This window comes from Mammaliicoccus sciuri (genome assembly GCF_025561425.1).
GTDB classification, from domain to species: Bacteria; Bacillota; Bacilli; order Staphylococcales; family Staphylococcaceae; genus Mammaliicoccus; species Mammaliicoccus sciuri_A.
The window spans coordinates 1,247,692-1,271,291 of record NZ_CP094824.1; the positions used below are offsets into that span (position 1 = coordinate 1,247,692).

Sequence of the window (23,600 nt, forward strand, 5' to 3'; positions counted from 1 at the left end):
TGAATGCTTATGCCGTTATTAGCAGTTCTGGCAAAAGATGCAAATACTGATGCCAGTACTTACCCTTCTATGGAATTTTATAAATAAGGATACAAAAAAACATCTCATTTTCTGATTTGCTCAGGAAAATGAGATGTTTTTAATTTACTTTATTTCAATACTTTACGTTTTTGATTAAAGTACATGAATGTCAAAATGATAAACCAAATTGGTGTAATTAATATAGCGATTAATGTCACTTTATTAGTCATCAATAACACGAATACGAAAATAAAGAATATTAATGTAATCCATGCTACTGGAACACCACCAGGTAATTTGAAATCAGATGCTTTGTTTAATTCTGGTGATATTTTACGATATCTAATATAAGCAACAATGATTAATGACCATACTACTAAGAAAAGAACCGTTGAAACTGATGTTACATATTTAAATACTTCACCAGCATCTTTAATCACGTAGTTTAAAAGTACCGAGATCATTAATAAGAAACAACTAAATAGTGTTGCTTTATAAGGGACACCAGTTTTGTTTGTTTGACCAAACCTCTTATTTGCTTGTCCATTTTGTGATAAACCATAAAGCATTCTACTATTTGAGAAAATACCACTATTACAAGATGAAGCTGCAGCTGTTAAAACAACAAAGTTGATAATTGCTGCTGCGATTGGAATACCAATGAGTCCGAATAATTTTACGAATGGACTTTCGGCAGGGTCGATTTTGTCCCAAGGTGTAATAGACATGATGATAATAAGTGAACCTACATAGAAAAGCATAATTCTAACTGGAACGCTATTTATCGCTCTTGGTATTGTCTTGTGTGGATCTTTCGTTTCACCAGCTGTAACACCGATTAATTCAATTCCTACAAATGAAAAAGCTGCCATTTGGAATGATAAGAAGAAACCGTTCATACCATTTGGGAAAATACCATTATGATCCCAAATATGTGTTAGTGAAGCAGTACCGTATGGTGTTTCATATGCCATTACGATCATGATAATACCGACAACGATTAAAGCTACGATTGTTGTAATTTTAATAATAGAGAACCAAAACTCTAATTCACCAAATAGTTTAGCAGTCATTAAATTCATTGTCATTAATATGAGTATTGTGAATAATGCTGTAATCCATGTTGGTATTTCAGGAAACCAAAAACTTATGTATTTTGCTACTGCAGTTACTTCGGCCATACCAGTGACAATCCAACAGAACCAATAAGTCCATCCTGTTATATATCCTGCGAACGGGCCGATGTATGTATGTGTGACATCTGCAAAAGAATGAAAATCAGTGTTTGAGAGTAATATTTCCCCTAGAGCTCTCATAAACAGAAATAAAATTAAACCTATTATAATATAGGTCAGTAGTATTGAAGGGCCTGCTGAACTGATTGTTTCTCCAGCACCTAAGAATAAGCCTGTACCTATAGCACCACCTATCGCAATAAGTTGTACATGCCTATTGCTTAGCTCCCTTTGTAAATTGTTAGCCATATAAACTTTATCCCTCTTTCATATACAAACTTTTATGTTATTATTATGCGCTTACTGTAAGAAAATAGCAATTAAAAAATGAATGTTTAACAACTGTTTGATACCTGTTAACATGATTTATTATTTTTATCATATATAATAATAAAAATGAATGGATGAGCGATGAAATGACTTATTCTGATAAAAATGATAGGGTATTACTCACTCGTAAATCCTTTTGTGTTCACGTTTTTGGGATATATTTAATTTACTATAGCAATATTATAAAAAATATAAAATTACAACTGTTTATTTTTATTCATCTAAAATTACTAAAGAATTTAAAGTTTAAAAGTCCTTCGCATTCACAAATCTCAAGAAATTATATATAATGATAGATGAAAGCCATTACACATATGGGCAATTATTTAGTAAGGGGGATATTATTATGGCACAAGTAGCAAAAGGGTTAGAGGGCATCATTGCTTCTGAAACTCAAATTAGTTCAATCATAGATAATCAATTAACTTATGTAGGTTATGAAATAGATGATCTAACTGAAAATGCTTTATTTGAAGAAGTTATGTTTTTACTATGGAATTTAAGATTACCAAACAAAGAGGAATTAGCAGAATTAAATGAGAAACTACTAGGATATATGACTCTAAACCCTAGAATGTATACACATTTTGAAGATTATGCGACTGATAAAGTTCATCCAATGACTGGATTACGTACTTCATTATCATATTTAGCACATTTCGATCCAGATGCTGAAAAATTTGATGAAGAAATGAACTATGAACGTGCAATTAGAATTCAAGCAAAAGTTGCATCATTAGTAGCAGCATTTTCTCGTGTAAGACAAGGTAAAGAAGTTGTAAAACCTAAAAAAGATTTAACATATGCAGCAAACTTCTTATATATGTTAAGAGGTGAAGTTCCAACTGATGTTGAAGTAGAAGGTTTTAACAAAGCGTTGATTTTACACGCTGACCATGAATTCAATGCTTCAACATTCACAGCACGTGTAGCAGTTTCGACATTATCTGATATGTATTCTGGTGTGACAGCAGCAGCTGGCGCATTGAAAGGCCCATTACATGGTGGTGCTAACGAACAAGTTATGAAAATGTTAACTGAAATTGGCACTGTCGACAAAACTGATGATTACATTAAGGAAAAAATCGCAAACAAAGAAAAAATTATGGGCTTCGGACACAGAGTATATAAAAATGGTGATCCGAGAGCGAAGTACTTAAAAGAAATGAGTCGTCGTATTACGGATGAATCAGGTCAAAAAGAATTGTTTGAAATTTCATTAAGAATTGCTGAAATTATGAAAGAAGAAAAAGGATTATTACCTAACGTTGACTTCTACAGTGCAACTGTATATCACAGCATGGGTATTGATCACGATTTATTCACACCAATATTTGCAATTAGCCGTATGTCAGGTTGGACAGCTCATATTCTTGAACAATACAGAACAAATAGAATTATGAGACCAAGAGCTGAATATACTGGTGAACTTGATCGTAAATATGAACCAATTGAAAACCGTTAATTTAATTAATATAATATAACTAACAAATTTAGATGGAGGAATCATATAATGACAGCAGAAAAAATTACAACAAATCAAGGCGTTCTAAATGTTCCAAATAATCCAGTTATCCCATTTATTATCGGGGATGGAATTGGACCAGATATCTGGAATGCTGCAAGTAGAGTATTAGATACAGCTGTAGAAAAAGCATATAATGGCGAAAAGAAAATCGAATGGAAAGAAGTATTAGCAGGTCAAAAAGCATTCGATGAAACAGGTGAATGGTTACCAAACGAAACTTTAGAAACGATTAAAGAATATTTAATCGCTATTAAAGGTCCATTAACTACACCAATTGGTGGCGGAATTCGTTCATTAAACGTTGCTTTACGTCAAGAGTTAGATTTATTCACTTGTCTACGTCCGGTACGTTGGTTTAAAGGTGTTCCTTCACCAGTTAAACGTCCTGAAGATACAGATATGGTTATCTTCCGTGAAAATACTGAAGATATTTATGCTGGTATTGAATTCCAAGAAGGCTCAGATGAAGCTAAAAAAGTTATAGACTTCTTACAAAATGAAATGGGTGCTAAAAATATCAGATTCCCTGAAACTTCAGGTATCGGTATTAAACCAGTTTCTAAAGAAGGTACTGAAAGATTAGTAAGAGCAGCAATTAACTATGCATTCGATAATAATCGTAGAAATGTTACATTAGTTCATAAAGGTAACATCATGAAATTCACTGAAGGTGCATTCAAAAAATGGGGTTACGATTTAGCTGAACGTGAATTCGGAGATCGTGTATTTACTTGGCAACAATATGATAAAATTGTTGAAGAAGAAGGTAAAGATGCTGCTAATAAAGCACAATCAGATGCAGAGGCTGAAGGTAAATTAATTATCAAAGATTCTATCGCTGATATCTTCTTACAACAAATTTTAACACGTCCTGCTGAATTTGATGTAGTAGCTACTATGAACTTAAATGGTGACTACATTTCAGATGCATTAGCAGCTCAAGTTGGTGGTATTGGTATTGCACCTGGTGCAAACATTAACTACGAAACAGGACATGCAATTTTCGAAGCGACACACGGTACAGCTCCTAAATATGCTGGTTTAGATAAAGTTAACCCTTCATCAGTATTATTAAGTGGTGTATTAATGTTAGAACACTTAGGTTGGCAAGAAGCTGCTGATAAAGTAACTCAATCTGTTGAAGCTACAATTGCTTCTAAAGTAGTAACATATGACTTTGCTCGTTTAATGGATGGCGCAACTGAAGTTAAATCTTCAGAATTCGCTGATGAATTAATTAAAAATTTACCATAATAGATGTTATTTGAGGAAGGTTATTTAATAACCTTCCTTTTATTATAAGGAGATGAACAACATGGCAAGAAAGAAAATTTCAATTATTGGAACAGGATTTACTGGCGCTACAGCTGCATTTATAGCAGCTCAAAAAGAGTTAGGTGATATTGTACTTGTTGATATGCCTCAATCTGAAAATCCAACAAAAGGTAAAGCGTTAGATATTGCAGAAAGTGCACCTGTATTAGGCTTTGATTCAAAAGTAACGGGAACTGCTAATTATGAAGATACAAAAGATTCAGATGTCGTCATTATTACAGCGGGGATTGCAAGAAAGCCTGGAATGTCACGTGATGATTTAGTACAAACAAATCAAAATGTTATGAAATCCGTAACGAAAGAAATTGTTAAATATTCACCTAATTGCGTTATCTTAGTCTTAACAAATCCAGTTGATGCAATGACTTATACAGTATATAAAGAGTCAGGATTTCCGAAAGAGCGCGTGATTGGTCAATCTGGCGTATTAGATACTGCTAGATTTAGAACATTTGTTGCTGAAGCATTAGATCTTTCTGTTAAAGATGTAACAGGATTTGTATTAGGTGGTCATGGAGATACAATGGTTCCACTTATTAGATACTCAGCAGCTGGTGGCGTACCTTTAGAAAAGTTATTATCTGAAGAAAAAATTACTGAAATTGTTGATAGAACAAGAAAAGGTGGAGCTGAGATCGTTAACTTACTTGGTAATGGTTCAGCATATTATGCTCCAGGAGCAGCTTTAATTGAAATGACAGAAGCAATATTGAAGGATCAAAAGAGAGTATTACCTTCAATTGCTTATTTAGAGGGCGAATATGGTTATCAAGACATTTATTTAGGTGTACCAACTGTATTAGGTTCTAATGGTATTGAAAAAGTCATTGAGTTAGACTTAACTGACGAAGAAAAACAATTACTAGATGAATCTGCTCAATCTGTTGAAGCAGTGAAGAATATTTTACAATAAAATAACAGTTAAAAGACGCATTCTGCTTTGAATGCGTCTATTTTATTTAGCTAGTGTTAACTTTTTGTAAAGTTCTCTAAATAACCATTATTTTTTTAATAATTTAAGTTATAATTATATTAAATCGCTTAAGGAGGACCTTGAATGTCACAAAAAGTATTGGTAGTAGACGATGAGCAATCTATCGTTACATTGCTTAAATATAATATAGAACAAGCTGGTTACCAAGTAATTGTAGCTTATGATGGAGTTCAAGCGTTAGAGAAAGTAAATGAAGAGAAACCAGATTTAGTAGTATTAGATGTAATGTTACCTGAGAAAGATGGAATTGAAGTTTGTAAAACGATTCGATCAGATAAAAACCAAGTTCCGATTCTTATGCTTACAGCTAAAGACGATGAATTTGATAGAGTGTTAGGTCTAGAATTAGGTGCAGATGATTATATGACTAAACCATTTTCACCTCGTGAAGTTGTAGCACGTGTTAAAGCTATATTAAGACGCGTTGGGCAAGTTGAAAATAAAAACTTAGATGAAGATGAAGATATTATTCTTGGTGCAATTAGAATTAGACCAGACTTCTTTGAAGTGTATAGAAATGATGAATTATTAGAATTGACACCAAAAGAATTCGAACTTTTACTTTACCTTATTGAGAGACAAGGTCGTGTGATAACTAGAGAACATATGTTGAATTCTGTCTGGAATTATGAATTTGCTGGAGACTCTAGAATAGTCGATGTGCACATTAGTCATTTGAGGGATAAACTTGAAGAAAATCCTAAGCAACCTCAATTCATTAAAACGGTGAGAGGTTTAGGCTATAAGCTAGAAAGACCTAAGAATAATGATTAAGTTCTATAATAAATTACTAATTATACTTACAACGGTTACTGTTGTAAGTTTTCTTATATTAGGTTTTTTCCTTCATAATTCTAGTTACGATTTAATTTCTAAACAACAGCAAAAATTATTAAAGACTGAATCCAAAAAAGTTTATGATATTGCAAAAAATAATCCTGAAAATCTTAAAGATATTTTGAGTGTGTTTAATCAAGATATTTTACTGCAAAAAGATGGACGTGTGTTATATAGTTCAAGTAAAAAAGATACAAACATATTTAATCAAAATAAAAAGCAAGCTTTATCTGATGCAAAAGCATTTGATGAATACTTCGCAGTAGATAAGTCAGAATCTGAAGTCATGTATGCAAGAACGTATGGTGATTATACAGTTGTCATTGCAAAACATACAGATACGATAGCAATTATTCAAAAAGATATCTGGAAATATTTATTAATAGTCTTATGTTTTACATTACCTTTAATCTATTTTGTCGTTCGATATATTAACACTTCTTATATTCATCCAATTAAAGAAGTGACATATGCTACTAAATTATTAGCTTCTGGTAAATATCGTGTCAGAGTGCCAGAAAGTAATGTGAAAGAAACGAAAGAACTCTTTGTTAATACGAATGAACTTGCTAGAACATTAGATAATTTAAATAATGAACAGAAATTGCAACGTAATCGATTGGAAACGACTTTAGAGAATATTCCAAGTGCAATTTTAATGTTAGATAGAGAAGGTTATATTGTCATTGCAAACAAAACGTATCATGACTTATTTGATAGAGACAGTTATTCTGAAGGACAGTTATTTAAAGAAGCAATGCCTAATGTTGAGATTATACAGATGATGAACGAAGCTTTAAAATTAGAAAAACCTATGTATGAACAAGTCGAAATGTATATCAATGATGTACATAATAAGTTCTTTGAAGTTTCAGTTATTCCAGTATTATCTCGAAAAAAACGAAATCTATTAGGTTTAGTTGTCGTTATGCATGATATAACGAAGTTGAAAAAATTAGAACATATGCGAAAAGATTTTGTGGCTAATGTATCTCATGAATTAAGAACACCAATTACATCGATAAAAGGATGTGCTGAAACATTATTAGATGGTGCTAAAAATAATCCTGAATCGTTAGATATGTTCTTAAATATCATGTTAGATGAATCTAATCGAATTCAATCACTTGTTCAAGATTTACTCGAGTTATCAAAAATCGAACAAAATAGCGAGATACCGAAAGAACAAATATCATTAACAGAAATTGGTGAACATTCGATTAATACAGTATCCAATGTTGCTACTAAAAAAGATATTCACATTACAAATCGTATTGATAAAGAAGTGTATGGATACGGAGATAAAGATAAGTTAACACAAGTGTTGATTAATTTATTATCGAATGCCATTAGTTATTCACCGAAATCTAGTGAAGTTATTATAACGATTAAAGAAGTAGATGATGGTCAAATCATTTCTGTGAAAGATAATGGTATAGGTATATCTAAAGATGAACAAAAACGAATTTTCGAAAGATTTTATCGTGTAGATAAAGCGCGTAGTAGAGATTCAGGAGGAACAGGACTTGGTTTATCCATTACGAAACATATTGTAGAAGCACATAATGGACAAATCAAAGTAGAATCAGAAGTTGGAAAAGGATCTAACTTTATTGTGAAACTCTTTAATAAGTAATCTTCATATAATCTTTACAATTTATTCATATTGAATTAATCATGAACAAATAGAATAAAGATAGACCCCTTCATTTTGATGATTATGCGAAATACATTGCGTATTTCGTTTTTTTTTGTGAAAAATTAAAGGTTGGTGTAACAATTAATATCATTAATCTATGATAACGTTTTATTTATGCGAAACAATCTTATTATATAGTGAGATATGATAAAATATAATCAATATAAAGATGGAGGTATCTTATCGTGGAAAAATTGGTACTGATTGATGGTAATAGTTTATCATTTAGAGCATTTTTTGCTTTGCCGTTATTAACAAATAAAGCTGGCGTTTATACGAATGCTATATATGGTTTTACGATGATTTTAGATAAAATAATTAAAGAAGAAGAACCAACTCATTTTATGGTTGCTTTTGATGCTGGAAAAACAACCTTCAGAAATAATATGTACAGTGAATATAAAGGTGGTCGTGAGAAGACGCCTGATGAATTAAGAAGCCAATTACCATATATCCGTCAACTTGTGGAAAGTTATCATATTAAACATTATGAATTAGAAAATTATGAAGCGGATGATATTATCGGTACATTATCTCGTGAAGCAGATGAGAAAAATATTAAGACAATCATCATTACGGGTGACCGAGATTTAACTCAGTTAGCAAGTGAAAATGTAACGATTTATTATACTAAAAAAGGTGTAACAGATATTGATCATTATACGCCTGAATTTATCGCTGAAAAATATGATGGTTTAGTACCTAACCAAATTATTGATATGAAAGGGCTTATGGGTGATAAGTCAGATAATATACCAGGTGTGCCTGGAATTGGTGAGAAGACAGCGATTAAATTACTGAAACAGTTTGAGACTGTAGAAGGTGTTTATGAAAATATTAATGAGTTAAAGAAATCAAAAATGAAAGAAAAATTAATAGATAACGAAGACAATGCTAAGTTAAGTAAAGAGCTTGCTACGATTAATCGTGAGTCGCCTGTAGAAGTCACAATTGATGACTTGAAGCTTACGGATCAAAGTAATGACGAGAAGATAAAGTTATTTAAGACATTAGAATTCAAACAATTGTTTGATCAAATGGATGCAAGTGCTGAAGCAACAGATGACCGAGAGATTAAATACTCAACTGATATTGATGACTTTGATTTTGATAATGTAACTGAAGCGGCTATTCATTTTGAAACGAACGAAGCTAATTATTTAAAAGCAGATATACTTGGATTTGCGATTCATGCAAATGACGAAACTTATGTTGTTTCTCCTGATGTTTTAAAAGAACATAAAAAATTACAGCAATGGCTTGAAAATGATCAAGTAACATTTGCAACTTATGACGCTAAAAAGACGATTATAATATGTAAAAGATTAGGTATTGAAATTAATGGAATTCAGTTCGATACAATGTTAGCGAGTTATATTTTAGATCCTTCTAGAACAATTGATGATGTATACTCAGTCGTATCAGAATTTGGCATTTATTATGTACCGAATGACGAAAGTATATATGGCAAAGGTAAAAAGTTACACGTCCCAGAACAAGATATGCTTTTTGAAAGTATCGCTAAAAAGGTAACGGCAGTTTATGAAACAAAAGATAAAATGATACAATTACTAGATGAAAAAGATCAATTGAGTTTACACGATGACTTAGAATTACCGTTAGCACGTGTATTAGCTGAAATGGAATATATCGGTATAACGGTTGATAAAGATACTTTAGTTGAAATGCAAGAAGACTTGAAAGTACGTATCGATAAATTGATTGAAAAAATTCATCATCATGCCGGTTTGGAATTCAATATTAATTCACCAAAACAGTTAGGTGTCGTATTATTTGAAGATTTAAAACTACCAATTATTAAAAAGACAAAGACTGGATACTCAACTGCAGTTGATGTGTTAGAACAATTGCGTAATGAACATCCAATTATTGAAGATATATTAGTCTATAGACAGCTCGCTAAACTTCAATCTACTTATATTGAAGGATTGCAAAAAATGATTACGTCTGAAGGTAAGATTCATACGAGATTTAATCAAACATTAGCTCAAACGGGTCGTTTAAGTTCTGTAGATCCTAATCTACAAAACATACCTATAAGATTAGAAGAAGGTAGAAAAATTAGAAAAGCATTTAGACCAAGTAAAGAGAATCACGTTATATTTGCTGCTGACTATTCTCAAATCGAATTACGTGTATTAGCAGATATTACTGGTGACGAGCATATGAAAGAAGCCTTTACTGCTAATGAAGATATTCATACGACAACTGCAATGCGTGTGTTCAATGTCAGTAAAGACGAAGTAACTTCAAATATGAGAATACAAGCAAAAGCAGTTAACTTTGGTATTGTGTATGGTATTAGTGACTATGGTTTAAGTCAAAGTTTAGGCATTACAAGAAAAGCTGCTAAGCAATTTATTGATGATTACTTAGATAGTTTCCCTAAAGTAAAAGAATACATGGATACAATCGTACAAGATGCTAAACAAAAAGGTTATGTAGAAACGCTACTTCATAGAAGAAGATATACACCAGACATCACAAATCGTAACTTTAATCTAAGAAGTTTTGCTGAGAGAACAGCTATGAATACACCAATTCAAGGTAGTGCAGCGGATATTATTAAATTAGCAATGGTACAATTTGCGAACAAAATGAAAGATAAAGATTTTAAAGCTAAATTATTATTACAAGTACACGATGAGTTAATATTTGAAGTACCAGAAGATGAATTAGAAGCATTCCAACCGTTTGTAGAAGACATCATGGATAATGCACTCGAGTTATCTGTACCATTAAGTGTAGAATCTAGTTCAGGACAAACTTGGTATGATGCTAAATAATAATAGGAAAGAAGATTATATATGCCAGAGTTACCAGAAGTAGAAAGTGTTAAAAAAGTGATAGAACCTAAAATTGTCGGTGCCACAATACAAAAAGTAACATTTTCAGAAAAAGTTGAAGTGGGCAAATCGACAGGTAAAGAAACAATTATAAAAGGTAGTTCATTAGCTGTATTCAAAGAACGTACTGAACATTACAAGATTATGAGTGTCTATCGTAGAAGTAAATATATTTTTATGGAAATTGATAACGGTGAAAATGGCAATGTTATCATGTGTCACTTCGGTATGACGGGGGCATTCTTTACAGTTCCAGAATTAAGTCATATTGAAGTTGATAATCATAGAAAGCATTGGCACGTTATATTTGAATTAGATAACGGATTACAGCTTATTTACACAGATATTAGAAGGTTCGGTGAACTAAGAGCATTGGAAGATTTAAGTGAATATCCTTCAGTCTTAAAAATTGCACCAGAACCGTTTGTAGAAGAAGCGTACCAACATTACTTAAATAAAGTATTGTCAAATAAATTTATAAATAAACCAATTAAAGTCGCGATATTGGATCATACAGTTATATCAGGTTGCGGTAACATTTATGCTTGTGAAGCCTTGTTAAGAGCTGGCGTTCTTCCGATGAGACCAGTGAAAGACTTAACTTCAAAAGAACGTAAAGCGGTCTTTGATGAAGTGGTTAACGTGTTAAAAGAAGGTATTGATAACGGAGGTTCAAGTATATCTGATTACTATAATGCAGATGGTGAAAAAGGGACAATGCAAGAAAAGCATAGAATATATGGTAAAAAAGTGTGTGGTCAATGTGGCGGGCAAGTATTACAAAAAGTCATTGCTACAAGAAATACACACTATTGTCCAAATTGTCAAAAGTAGGTGTAAAAATGGCGAAAGTAATAGGTTTAACTGGAGGTATTGCAACTGGAAAGTCTACAGTATCTCGTATTTTAAAAGATAAAGGGTTTTGTATAGTAGATGCCGATGTAGCTAGTCGAAAAGCAGTCGAAAAAGGTAGCGTTGGTCTACAACAAGTTAAAGAAGTATTTGGAGAAAAAGCGATTATAGATGGTGAAATGAATAGACAATATGTTGGATCTATTGTATTTAAAGATCCGACAATGCGAGAAAAACTAAACAATATCATTCACCCAATAGTAAGAACAATAATGGATAAAGAAAAAGAAGCGGCATTAAGTCATGGTAAAAATGTCATTATGGATATTCCGTTATTGTTTGAGAACAAACTGCAAAATACAGTCGATGAAACATGGTTAGTTTATACAGATGAAGAAACTCAAATACAACGACTTAAAGAACGTAATCAGTTAAGTGATGAAGAAGCAGAAGCAAGAATTCAATCACAAATACCAATAGATGAAAAGAAAGCATTAGCTGATTGTATTATTGATAACAATGGATCTTTAGACGACTTACACTATAATATTAATGCTTTACTTAAAAGTAAGGCATTAAATCTTTAAAATTAAATAAGATTAAAATGAAAGTGGATGAATAGCATTTGTTATTCATCCACTTTTTTAATTTATTTTAGAAAAAGATAATAGAAAACGTTTTCAACAAACTTTTAATGTGATATACTAATTGCAACAAATAGTATATCACATTAAAAGGGGTTCTCGACTATGAAGAAAAATATCGCAATTAATGGTTTAGGAAGAATTGGAAGAATGGTCTTAAGAGGTGCACTTAAATCAAATGATTTAAATATTGTGGCTATTAATGCTTCATATCCACCAGAAACAATTGCTCATTTAATTAAATATGATTCTACGCATGGCAAATTAGATGGAGAAATTAAAGCAGTTGAAGATGGCATCATTATTGATGGTCATAAAATTTTACTTGTATCTGAAAGAAATCCTAAATTATTACCGTGGGGAACTTTAGGAATTGATATTGTTATAGAAGCAACTGGTAAATTTAATCATGGAGATAAAGCTATCGCACATATTGACGCTGGCGCTAAAAAAGTTATTTTAACGGGGCCATCTAAAGGTGGACATGTTCAAACAATTGTTAGAGGTGTGAATGACGATGCACTCGATTTAAATGATTTTGATATTGTGTCAAATGCATCTTGTACAACAAATTGTTTAAGCCCAGTAGCCAAAGTTTTAAATGATACATTTGGAATCGAAAATGGTTTAATGACAACTGTACATGCATTTACGAATGACCAAAAGAACTTAGATAATCCTCATAAAGATTTGAGAAGAGCACGTTCTTGTACGGATAGTATCATTCCAACTTCAACAGGTGCAGCAAAAGCATTGTCACTTGTACTACCTGAATTAGAAGGTAAAATGCATGGAATGGCATTAAGGGTACCAACGTCTAATGTTTCACTAGTAGATTTAGTTGTGGATTTAAAACAAAATGTAACAGTTGAAGAAGTAAATGAAGCATTACGTCAAGCTAGTAATGGACCATTAAAAGGGATTATGGATGTTAATGATGAGCCACTTGTTTCAATTGATTTCAAAACGAATCCACATTCAGCAATCGTTGACGAACAATCTACAATGGTCATTGCAGATAATAAAGTGAAAGTACTTGCTTGGTATGATAATGAATGGGGCTACTCAATGAGAGTTGTTGAACTAGCAGAACAAATTGCTCAAATACTTTCAGAAGTGAGAGAACAAAAAATTTCATAAGTGATATAAGTTACAATTAAAACGTAATGTGGTAAATTAAATACCGCATTACGTTTTTTATTTAATAATAATACTGTTAAGTATCTATAAGTGCATTTTGAAAAGTAGTGAGCGTTTAAAAAAATAACAAACTACTGTATAATCAATCTATGTAATAAGTATATAAGGGGTGAAACGAATGAGATGTCCAAACTGTAAATATGAAAATTCCAAAGTTGTAGACTCTAGACACGCGGATGATTTAGTAGCAATTAGACGACGAAGAGAATGTGAATCATGTGGATTTCGTTTCACAACTTTTGAAAGAGTAGAGCTCACACCTTTAATCGTCGTAAAAAAAGACGGCGCAAGACAAACATTTAATAGAGATAAAATATTAAACGGTTTAGTACGTTCTTGTGAAAAAAGACCGGTTGCTTATCAAAAATTAGAAGAAATTACAAATCAAGTTGAAAAAGAATTAAGATCTGAAGGTAACACAGAAGTATCTTCAAATGATATCGGTGAAAAAGTTATGGAACATTTAATGGATGTCGATCAAGTATCTTATGTAAGATTTGCATCAGTATATAGAGAATTTAAAGATGTCGATCAATTATTAAAGTCTATGCAAGGCATATTGAAAGACCGAAAGTAAGGTGAGTATTAATGGCGGAATATTTTAGTGGTATCAAGCCAAGTGATGGCTTCTATGTTGAATCGAATTATAATTATACACATGTACATCAGGATATATTAGTTAGTTTATATACGCCATTAATCGGAACTGATGCAATTGGTGTTTATTTATATTTATCGCAGTTTAATTATCATCATGAAACAGAAGCGTATAATCATTATACAATTATGAATGATTTAAGAATTAATCTGTCTAGCTTTAGAGATGCTTTAGACTTGTTAGAGGGTATCGGCTTACTGAAGACGTATTTTAAGACGAATCAAGAAGCGCAATCATTTATTTATCAATTAGAGCAACCTGCTACAGCAGAGCAATTCTTTAATGATCCTTTATTATCTGTATTTTTATATCAACAAATTGGTAAGGCGAGATATATTAGGTTAAAAAATAGATATAAAGATGACAGTGTGACGACACAAGGCTTTCATGAAGTGACTAAGAGCTTTACTGATGTATTTAAAGTGCCAAAGTTGACGAATGTTGAACAACAAGATGATATCAATATTCGACCTGAATATAAAAGTAAAGGACTCGATTTGTCAGACGTTCAATTTGATTTTGAAATGTTAGAATTATTGTTGAGTAATCATTTAATTTCTAAAGAGATTTTAAATAAACAGACGAAAGAAGTCATCATACAAATCGCTACGTTATACGGTATTACACCGGTTGAAATGAAATCTATTATCTTAAAATCCATTACAGAGAACCAAACGATTTCACTACAAGATTTAAGAAAACATGCGCGCACAATCTATCAAATCGAGCATGAAGGTAAATTGCCGACTTTAGATTTAAAAAATGAAAAACCTAAAGTAAATACGCATTCTGAAAACAGCGAAGTGAACTCTTTGTTGTCATGGTTTGAATTGTTGGATACGACAAGTCCAATAGACGTGTTATCATCATTTACGCAATCTGAACCAACAATTGCACAAAAGAGAACTGTTGAAGATATTATTACACGCGAAAAATTACCGTATGGTGTAATTAACATCTTGTTAGAGTATGTAATGTTTAAAAATAATATGCAATTACCGAAAGCATATATTGAAGAAATTGCTTCGAATTGGAAGAAACTTAAATTATCTTCAGCTGAAGAAGCCTATCATTATGTTAAAAATCTTGATAAACAAAAAGCTGAGAAGAAAAAAGAACGTAAAAATAATGCAAATAACCCTTATAAATTAAAATCAATTGAAAAGACACCAGAATGGTTATTAAAACAAAAATCTTCTGAATCAACTAAAGAAGAGAAACAAAATGATCATGAATCTGATGCTGCGTTTGAAAAAAGAAAACAAGCGCTTCAAAAAGAAATGGAAGCTTTTTGGAAAGAAGGTGATCAATAATGGAACCACTTGGACAACATTTAAAACAAAATAAAGATTTTCAAAAACGATTAGAAAAAATTAAAAAAGATACATTGTCTCATAAAGAGGTAAAGGCATTTTTAGAAGAACATCAATCTGAATTAACGAACGAAATGATTGATAGAGATTTAGATCAATTACAAGCGTATAAAGATCAATCGAAATGTTGTGAGAAATGTGGTAGTTATGGCACTTGTATCAACTTTGTGAAAGGTCATGTACCTGAACTATACATTGAGAATGACCACATCAAAACAAGATACTTACCTTGTCCGAATAAAATTGAATATGATGAACAAAGGTTTGAATCAAGTTTAGTGACATCATTCCAAATGCCAGAAGAAACGTTGAAAGCGACAATTAAAGATATCTACATCGAAAATGAGTCTCGAATGCAAATCATTAAGAAAGCTATGGATATCTGCAATAAAATCGTAGCAGGTGAAGAAGTTAAAGGACTATATATACATGGATCATTCGGAACGGGTAAATCATATATATTAGGTGCAATTTCAAATCAGTTAAAAGTCAAAAAGCAACCTTCTACAATTATATATTTACCTGAATTTATTAGAGTGCTTAAAAATGGATTTAATGATGGTTCGTTCAGTAGTCGATTTGAAGCGGCTCGTGAAGCTAAAGTATTGATGTTAGATGATGTTGGTGCAGAAGAACTGACGCCATGGGTCCGTGATGAAATATTGGGTCCATTATTGCATTATAGAATGGTCCATAAATTACCTACATTCTTTAGTTCAAATTTTAACTTTGAAGAATTAGAATTTCATTTGAGCAAAACACGCCAAGGTTCAGAAATAACGAAGGCTAGTCGAATAATGGAACGTATTAAAACAATCTCTGAACCATATGAGCTAGATGGTAAAAACTATCGCGCTTAATTTTAGCTTGATATTTTACAGTAGAGTTGTATAATTGAATTATCTTAAATGAATATACAAATTTAGAGGACATGACGTCTATAAAGCATTCACAGAGAGTCTCATTGAGCTGAAATTGAGATAATGCAATATAAATGGTTACTCCCTCAATACATGATGTGTTAATCCACATTCGGCTCAAGACCGTTATCTTATGTAGAGTTATCGTACTTATACGTTAAGTGCGTTAATGAGGGTGGTACCGCGAGAGATTTCGTCCCTTTGGATGAGGTCTCTTTTTTGTGTTCTTTAATAAAAAAGAGGAGGAAGTCGTTATGAGTGAGATAAATATTAAGTTTCCGGATGGTAATGTGAAAGGGTTTGAACAAGGCACAACTACTGAAGAAATCGCTCAATCTATTAGCCCAGGTTTAAGAAAAAAAGCTGTAGCTGGTAAATTTAATGGACAATTAGTAGATTTAACAAGACCTTTAGAAAATGATGGGGAAATTGAAATCGTTACACCTGGAAGCGACGAAGCTTTAGAAGTGTTAAGACATTCAACTGCACATTTAATGGCACAAGCTTTACAAAGATTATATGGAGATGTGAAGTTTGGTGTAGGTCCTGTAATCGAAGGTGGTTTCTACTACGACGTTGATACAGAACATAAAATTTCTAGTGACGACTTTGAAACAATTGAAAAAGAAATGAAACAAATTGTGAATGAAAACTTTAAAATTGAACGTAAAGTTGTAAGTCGCGATGAAGCGAAAGCATTCTTTAAAAATGATGAATATAAATTAGAGTTAATCGATGCTATTCCTGAAGACGAAAATGTAACACTTTATTCTCAAGGTGAATTTACAGATTTATGTCGAGGCGTACATGTTCCTTCAACTTCAAAAATTAAAGAATTCAAATTGTTATCTACTGCAGGTGCTTATTGGAGAGGTGACTCAAACAATAAGATGTTGCAACGTATTTATGGTACAGCATTCTTTGATAAAAAAGAATTAAAAGCATACTTGAAAGTATTAGAAGAAAGAAAAGAACGTGATCACCGTAAAATTGGTAGAGAACTAGAATTATTTACTACTAATCAAGATGTTGGTGCTGGATTACCTTTATGGTTACCAAATGGTGCGACAATTAGACGTGAATTAGAACGTTATATTGTAGATAAAGAAGTCGCAATGGGCTATGACCACGTGTATACACCAATTATGGCTAATGTAGATTTCTACAAGAGATCTGGACATTGGGATCACTATCACGAAGATATGTTCCCTCCAATGGATTTAGGTAATGAAGAACTTGTGCTTAGACCTATGAACTGTCCACATCACATGATGATTTATAAAAATAGTCGTCATTCATATAGAGAGTTACCAATTCGTATAGCTGAATTAGGTATGATGCATAGATATGAAGCAAGTGGTGCAGTATCAGGTTTACAACGTGTTAGAGGTATGACTTTAAATGATGCGCATATCTTTGTTCGTCCAGACCAAATTAAAGAAGAATTTAAACGCGTTGTTAACATGATTCTTGATGTGTATAAAGATTTTGGTTTCGAGGATTATAAATTCAGATTAAGTTATCGTGATCCAGAAGATAAAGAAAAATACTTCGACGATGACGAAATGTGGAATAAAGCACAAGCGGTTCTTAAAGAAGTAATCGATGAGATGGCATTACCATATGAAGAAGCAATCGGTGAAGCGGCATTCTATGGCCCTAAATTAGACGTTCAAGTTAAAACAGCAATGGGTAAAGAAGAAACACTATCTACTGCTCAAATAGATTTCTTATTGCCACAAAAATTTGATTTAACTTATATCGGTAATGATGGTGAAGAACACCGTCCAGTTGTTATTCATAGAGGTGTAATTTCTACTATGGAAAGATTTACTGCATTCTTAATAGAAGAAACTAAAGGTGCATTCCCACTTTGGTTAGCACCAAAACAAGTGGAAATTATACCTGTAAATGTTGACTTACATTACGATTATGCAAGAGCATTAAACGATGAATTAAAATCTCAAGGTGTACGTGTTCATATTGACGACCGTAACGAAAAAATGGGATATAAAATTCGTGAAGCACAAATGAAAAAAATACCGTACCAAATCGTTGTCGGTGATAAAGAAGTAGAAAACCAAGAAGTAAATGTACGTCAGTATGGATCTAAAGATTCAAAAACTGTTGAAAAAGACGAATTCATCTGGAATATAGTGGATGAAATTCGACTAAAAAAGTAATATCCTATTGAAATTTCTGGAATCATCGGGTATAGTTTTAATAGTGAAATTTAATTAAATATTCCTCAGTAATGAGTTAGAGGTTGCGATGTTCAAGAGTAATTATTCAGAAGCGAAATGGCGCGTATGTTGAAATAATGAAAGGGTGCATCGCCGAAACGAATCATATCCATAATATGGTTTGTTGGGTCAGTGTTTAATAAATACTGGACTGTCACACTAAGTGATGTGCTACCAATTTGTATGGAATGTTCATATATCGGTCGCATATCTCTTGAGATATGCGACTTTTTTAGTGGCTCGATTGTGGAATGGAGAAAGGAAATAGCAATGAATCAAGAAAAATCAACGAACAATATTCAAAGGAAACTCAAAGATAGACATATCTCTATGATAGCCATCGGTGGTTGTATTGGTACTGGTTTATTTATGACTTCTGGCGGAGCGATTAGAGATGCTGGACCGGGTGGTGCATTACTAGCATATGCAATAGTTGGCTTGATGGTCTTCTTCCTTATGACATCATTAGGAGAAATGGCAACTTATTTACCAGTCTCAGGTTCTTTTAGTACTTACGCAACTCGATTTGTCGATCCTTCACTAGGATTTGCATTGGGATGGAACTATTGGTTTAACTGGGTTATTACAGTTGCAGCTGATATTACAATTGCATCTCAAGTTGTGAGTTACTGGGAACCACTAGAAATCATTCCATCATGGTTATGGAGTGTCATTTTTATGGTTATCATATTTGGCCTTAATGCACTTTCAGTTAGAGTATACGGGGAAAGTGAATACTGGTTTGCATTTATTAAAGTAGCTACAGTAATTATTTTCATTGGTGTAGGTTTATTAACGATATTTGGTTTACTAGGTGGCGAATACTTAGGGTTCGACAACTTTGTAGCAGGTGATGCACCATTCTTAGGTGACTCGAACGTTAATACATTCTTACTTGTATTAGGTGTATTCTTAGTTGCGGGATTCTCATTCCAAGGTACTGAGTTAATTGGTATTACAGCTGGAGAATCTGAAAATCCTGAAAGAGCTGTACCTAAAGCGATTAAACAAGTATTCTGGAGAATTTTACTATTTTACATTTTAGCAATCTTTGTAATTGGTATGATTATTCCTTATACAAATCCAAACTTAATGGGTGGAGACGAAATTGCGAAATCACCATTTACACTTGTATTTGAGAATGCCGGTTTAGCATTTGCTGCTTCATTTATGAATGCTGTTATTTTAACTTCAGTATTATCAGCAGGTAACTCTGGTATGTATGCTTCAGTTAGAATGCTATTCTCAATGAGTAAAGATAGATTAGCATCACCAGTATTTTCAAAAACAAATAAATCAGGTGTTCCTTACACAGCATTATTTGCAACGGCAGTAGTTGTTATACTTATATTTGCAATTGAGCATTTAAGTGGTGGGGCATACGAATATATTATCGCTGCTTCTGGTATGACAGGCTTTATTGCTTGGTTAGGAATCGCGATCAGTCATTATAGATTTAGAAGAGCATTTGATCTACAAGATTATGATAAGACAAAATTAAAATATAAAGCTAAATGGTTCCCATTTGGCCCATTGTTCGCATTTGCTTTATGTGCGATTGTAATCGTAGGACAAGATGTTGATTTCATCCAAACTGGTGAATTCGAACCAAGAAGATTCTTTATTACTTATATGGGTATTCCTGTATTTTTAGCGTTTTTTATTTTCCATAAACTAAAATATAGAACTAAAATGATTCCACTTGATAAAGTTGACTTAAGTCAAGATGTGGATATGAAAGAATTTGAAAAGAATATTAAATAAACATTGACATAAGGGTTTATAATTGGTAAGATAAGTTTTGTTGAATACGAAACGGACCAAGTAGAAGCATACCCGCTTCTCACCTGTAGTGACGCGTAAAGCAGTTAGCAGGTACAATAAACCTTTAAAGTTTATGGATGAGAACGGGTGCATTATGCATTCGTTCTTTTTTTCTTGGACGACTTCGTAAAAATTCTAGGAGGTGTCAACCATAGCTAAAGATCAGACTCAAGTTAACGACAAAATTCGTGCAAAAGAACTTCGCCTTATTGGCCAAGATGGTGAGCAAATTGGTGTTAAATCTAAATATGAAGCCCTTGAAATGGCTGAACGAGTAGATTTAGACGTTGTAATCGTAGCGCCTAATGCTAAACCACCTGTTGCAAGAATTATGGATTACGGTAAATACAAATTCGAACAGCAGAAGAAAGAAAAAGAAATGCGTAAGAAACAAAAAGTAGTCAATGTTAAAGAAATTCGATTAAGTCCAACTATCGAAGAACATGACTTCGAAACTAAATTGAAACATGCTCAAAAATTCTTATCTAAAGAAGATAAAGTTAAAGTATCGATTAGATTTAGAGGTCGTGCGATCACGCATAAAGAAATTGGTCAACGTGTGTTAGAACGCTTTGCAGAATCTTGTAAAGACATAGCAACAGTTGAACAAAGACCTAAAATGGAAGGGCGTTCAATGTTCTTAATGTTAGCGCCAATTTCAAACGACAAATAAACCGAAATTATAGGAGGAAATCTCAATGCCTAAAATGAAAACTCATCGTGGAGCAGCAAAACGTGTTAAAAGAACTGGTTCAGGTCAATTAAAACGTTCTAGAGCGTTCACTTCACACTTATTCGCAAACAAATCTACAAAAGCAAAACGTAAATTGCGTAAAGCTTCATTAGTTTCTAAATCAGATGCTAAACGAGTTAAACAAATGTTAACGTACGTAAAATAATAAACATAGCGGACTAATGGTCCATTTTAAGGAGGAATTATCATGCCACGTGTTAAAGGTGGAACAGTGACGAGAGCTCGTCGTAAAAAAGTTTTAAAATTATCTAAAGGTTACTTTGGTTCAAAACATACATTATACAAAGTTGCTAAGCAACAAGTTATGAAATCTGGTAACTACGCTTACCGTGACCGTCGTCAGAAAAAACGTGAATTCCGTAAATTATGGATTGCACGTATTAATGCAGCAGCTCGTCAAAACGACATCAGCTATAGCCGTTTAATGAATGGTCTTAAAGTAGCTGGTATTGAAATTAACCGTAAAATGCTTTCTGAAATTGCTATTTCAGACGAAAAAGCATTTGCTGAATTAGCTACTAAAGCTAAAGACGCTTTAGCTAAATAATTGCATTTCATTGTTGTATAAGCTGTCAATAAAGTTATTAACTTTATTGATGGCTTTTTTTGTGAAATAATATAGTAGAAGATACGTCTTCTTTACGCTTCAAATTCGCTTTGATAAAATAGTGTAGAAATAAGAATAAGGAGTTTATTATGTCTAAATTTGATGAAATGATAACAGTAGTACCACGTAAATTAATATTTAAAGACGAAGCTTATCAATTTGATGGGTTTAAATCTATTCAAGATGAAGAAACTAAATATATTTATGAAACAATTAGTCAATTTGAAACAAAACGTCGTGGTGATATGGAAGAAGATCCTTCATATAAACAACTCATTTCATATTGTATATTAGAAAATGAGGACGACGAAGTACTTGTATATGAAAGATTAACAGGTGGTGGCGAAAGCCGATTACACGGTTTAAGTTCAATTGGCGTAGGTGGTCATATGAATGATGTCCCTGAAGCTGTAACAGTTGAAGAAGTAATCAGAGAGAATGCTGCAAGAGAACTTGAAGAAGAAGTTGGTTTAAATAAACAAGATGTAGCAAACATGGAGTTAATTGGATTTATAAATGATGATCAAGATGAAGTAGGAAAAGTTCATATTGGTGTTGTTTTTAAATTAAAAGTTAATAAATCTAGCGTTGAAGCAGTTGAAACAGACACGTTAAAAATTAAGTGGGCTGACCAAACAGAATTGTTGAATCATAAGAATTATGAAACATGGAGTAGTCTTATTATAGATGGTATATACAGAAGAGGTGAGTAACCTTGAGTGAAATTATTCCATTTCCAAAATTAAAAAAACAACTGGTTAACAATATTAATCTTGCGATTCGAAATGAACAATTTGATGAAGCATATGAATTGTTTGAAACGTATGAGCAACATTTTGAGATGGATGATGACATATCCATAAAAAAATGTGAAGTCTTAAAATCTTGCGGTTATTATCTTGAATTGCGAGAAGAAGCGAGTATATTGCTCAATCAAGGTCATCCATTCTATGACAAAATAGTTATTTATTTTGTAGAAAGTTTATACTTTTTAGAACAATATCAAACGGTAGTTGAAATTATTAATCAAATTAAAGATGAAAATATCGAACATGCTACGAGAATGGCATTGCTACCTATACAAGATATGGCTAAAGAAAAGTTAAACCAAAGACAGTTGAAAGCTTCAGAGGTATTGAGAACATTTAGAGAAACACAATTTGAAGAACAAATTAATCTACTTATAGATTTAATTGATCATCACTTAGGTATATTTAATTTAACTTTAGCTCAAATTATTGAGAATGAAGTATTGCATCCAAATGTGCAAAGTTTAATATTAGAATATTTAAGATTAAGTGAATGGTCAGCTGAAGTTAAATTCAATAAAATAGATGAGAATATTACAGTTATACCGACTGAATTACCTGGTATAGAAAGAACAAATTTTACACAAAATATCATTCCTAAAGTAATTGATCAACTTGAAATTGATAGTCCTTCATCTATAGAGTTAGCTAAAAGTTTATTAAACCAACATGCCATTATTATGTATCCAATTACACTAAATGATATAAATGATGATGTTTTAGTTGCATGTTACTTGAAACTTTTATCAGAACGTTTTAATATAGACGCTAACTACGAAAGTGTGACTCAACAAGATTGGGACATATTCATTGAAGTCATTCAAAAATTGCAATGAATATAAACACTATAGTTGAAACATTAGAAAGCTA

At 32.3% G+C, this 23,600-nt stretch carries 20 protein-coding genes, 1 riboswitch and 1 other annotated feature; of the genes, 19 read left to right on the top strand and 1 reads right to left on the bottom strand.

Annotated elements, in window-relative coordinates:
• Window positions 1-149: 149 nt before the first annotated feature.
• The gene (locus MUA60_RS06485; RefSeq protein WP_262650306.1) at window positions 150-1,505 is read right to left on the bottom strand and encodes an amino acid permease; all 1,356 of its coding nucleotides are present in this window, start codon (window positions 1,503-1,505) and stop codon (window positions 150-152) included.
• Between the two features lie 427 nt (window positions 1,506-1,932).
• On the opposite strand from MUA60_RS06485, the gene MUA60_RS06490 reads away from it, so the two are divergent.
• The 19 genes from MUA60_RS06490 to MUA60_RS06580 all read left to right on the top strand — a co-directional run bounded on the left by MUA60_RS06490 (window position 1,933) and on the right by MUA60_RS06580 (window position 23,566).
• Window positions 1,933-3,051, top strand: a complete 1,119-nt coding sequence (locus MUA60_RS06490; RefSeq protein ID WP_262650308.1) for a citrate synthase — start codon at window positions 1,933-1,935, stop codon at window positions 3,049-3,051.
• A 48-nt stretch (window positions 3,052-3,099) separates the two neighbouring features.
• A complete protein-coding gene (icd, locus tag MUA60_RS06495; RefSeq protein WP_262650309.1) occupies window positions 3,100-4,368 on the top strand; it encodes an NADP-dependent isocitrate dehydrogenase in 1,269 nt (422 codons plus the stop codon).
• 61 nt (window positions 4,369-4,429) lie between these two features.
• Window positions 4,430-5,362, top strand: coding sequence for a malate dehydrogenase (gene mdh / locus MUA60_RS06500; RefSeq protein ID WP_262650311.1), 933 nt, complete (start codon window positions 4,430-4,432; stop codon window positions 5,360-5,362).
• A gap of 144 nt (window positions 5,363-5,506) precedes the next feature.
• Window positions 5,507-6,217 (top strand): response regulator transcription factor, encoded by a 711-nt coding sequence (locus MUA60_RS06505; RefSeq protein WP_078355898.1) that lies wholly within the window; start codon window positions 5,507-5,509, stop codon window positions 6,215-6,217.
• Entirely contained in the window at window positions 6,210-7,916 is a 1,707-nt protein-coding gene (pnpS, locus tag MUA60_RS06510) for a two-component system histidine kinase PnpS (RefSeq protein ID WP_262650313.1), read from the top strand. Before MUA60_RS06505 ends, pnpS begins: the two co-directional genes overlap by 8 nt.
• Window positions 7,917-8,164: 248 nt before the next feature.
• The gene (polA, locus tag MUA60_RS06515; RefSeq protein ID WP_262650314.1) at window positions 8,165-10,786 is read left to right on the top strand and encodes a DNA polymerase I; all 2,622 of its coding nucleotides are present in this window, start codon (window positions 8,165-8,167) and stop codon (window positions 10,784-10,786) included.
• 21 nt (window positions 10,787-10,807) lie between these two features.
• Entirely contained in the window at window positions 10,808-11,680 is an 873-nt protein-coding gene (gene mutM, locus MUA60_RS06520; RefSeq protein WP_262650316.1) for a bifunctional DNA-formamidopyrimidine glycosylase/DNA-(apurinic or apyrimidinic site) lyase, read from the top strand.
• Between the two features lie 8 nt (window positions 11,681-11,688).
• Window positions 11,689-12,285 carry a dephospho-CoA kinase gene (gene coaE / locus MUA60_RS06525; RefSeq protein ID WP_262650317.1) on the top strand — a complete coding sequence of 199 codons (597 nt, stop codon included), beginning with the start codon at window positions 11,689-11,691 and terminating at the stop codon, window positions 12,283-12,285.
• A 162-nt stretch (window positions 12,286-12,447) separates the two neighbouring features.
• Entirely contained in the window at window positions 12,448-13,482 is a 1,035-nt protein-coding gene (locus tag MUA60_RS06530; protein ID WP_262650318.1) for a glyceraldehyde-3-phosphate dehydrogenase, read from the top strand.
• A gap of 178 nt (window positions 13,483-13,660) precedes the next feature.
• Window positions 13,661-14,119 carry a transcriptional regulator NrdR gene (gene nrdR, locus MUA60_RS06535; RefSeq protein ID WP_025904300.1) on the top strand — a complete coding sequence of 153 codons (459 nt, stop codon included), beginning with the start codon at window positions 13,661-13,663 and terminating at the stop codon, window positions 14,117-14,119.
• Window positions 14,120-14,130: 11 nt separating this feature from the next.
• Window positions 14,131-15,513, top strand: a complete 1,383-nt coding sequence (locus MUA60_RS06540) for a replicative helicase loading/DNA remodeling protein DnaB (RefSeq protein ID WP_262650319.1) — start codon at window positions 14,131-14,133, stop codon at window positions 15,511-15,513.
• Window positions 15,513-16,433: a primosomal protein DnaI gene (dnaI, locus tag MUA60_RS06545; RefSeq protein WP_262650320.1), complete on the top strand. Its 921-nt coding sequence runs from the start codon at window positions 15,513-15,515 to the stop codon at window positions 16,431-16,433. The genes MUA60_RS06540 and dnaI overlap by 1 nt, the downstream gene beginning before the upstream one ends.
• 314 nt (window positions 16,434-16,747) lie before the next feature.
• Window positions 16,748-18,676: a threonine--tRNA ligase gene (thrS, locus tag MUA60_RS06550; RefSeq protein ID WP_204976727.1), complete on the top strand. Its 1,929-nt coding sequence runs from the start codon at window positions 16,748-16,750 to the stop codon at window positions 18,674-18,676.
• Window positions 18,677-18,745: 69 nt separating this feature from the next.
• Window positions 18,746-18,918, top strand: a riboswitch (Lysine riboswitch).
• A gap of 88 nt (window positions 18,919-19,006) precedes the next feature.
• Window positions 19,007-20,500 carry an amino acid permease gene (locus MUA60_RS06555; RefSeq protein ID WP_262650594.1) on the top strand — a complete coding sequence of 498 codons (1,494 nt, stop codon included), beginning with the start codon at window positions 19,007-19,009 and terminating at the stop codon, window positions 20,498-20,500.
• 52 nt (window positions 20,501-20,552) lie between these two features.
• Window positions 20,553-20,678 (top strand) — a sequence feature (ribosomal protein L20 leader region).
• 24 nt (window positions 20,679-20,702) lie between these two features.
• Window positions 20,703-21,233 (top strand): translation initiation factor IF-3, encoded by a 531-nt coding sequence (infC, locus tag MUA60_RS06560; RefSeq protein ID WP_025904295.1) that lies wholly within the window; start codon window positions 20,703-20,705, stop codon window positions 21,231-21,233.
• Between the two features lie 25 nt (window positions 21,234-21,258).
• Window positions 21,259-21,459, top strand: a complete 201-nt coding sequence (gene rpmI / locus MUA60_RS06565; RefSeq protein ID WP_262650321.1) for a 50S ribosomal protein L35 — start codon at window positions 21,259-21,261, stop codon at window positions 21,457-21,459.
• Between the two features lie 42 nt (window positions 21,460-21,501).
• Window positions 21,502-21,861 carry a 50S ribosomal protein L20 gene (gene rplT, locus MUA60_RS06570; protein WP_025904294.1) on the top strand — a complete coding sequence of 120 codons (360 nt, stop codon included), beginning with the start codon at window positions 21,502-21,504 and terminating at the stop codon, window positions 21,859-21,861.
• 149 nt (window positions 21,862-22,010) lie between these two features.
• Window positions 22,011-22,634, top strand: a complete 624-nt coding sequence (locus MUA60_RS06575; protein WP_025904293.1) for an NUDIX domain-containing protein — start codon at window positions 22,011-22,013, stop codon at window positions 22,632-22,634.
• Window positions 22,635-22,636: 2 nt separating this feature from the next.
• On the top strand, window positions 22,637-23,566 hold the full coding sequence (locus MUA60_RS06580) for a hypothetical protein (RefSeq protein ID WP_262650323.1): 930 nt from the start codon (window positions 22,637-22,639) through the stop codon (window positions 23,564-23,566).
• Window positions 23,567-23,600 lie beyond the last annotated feature (34 nt).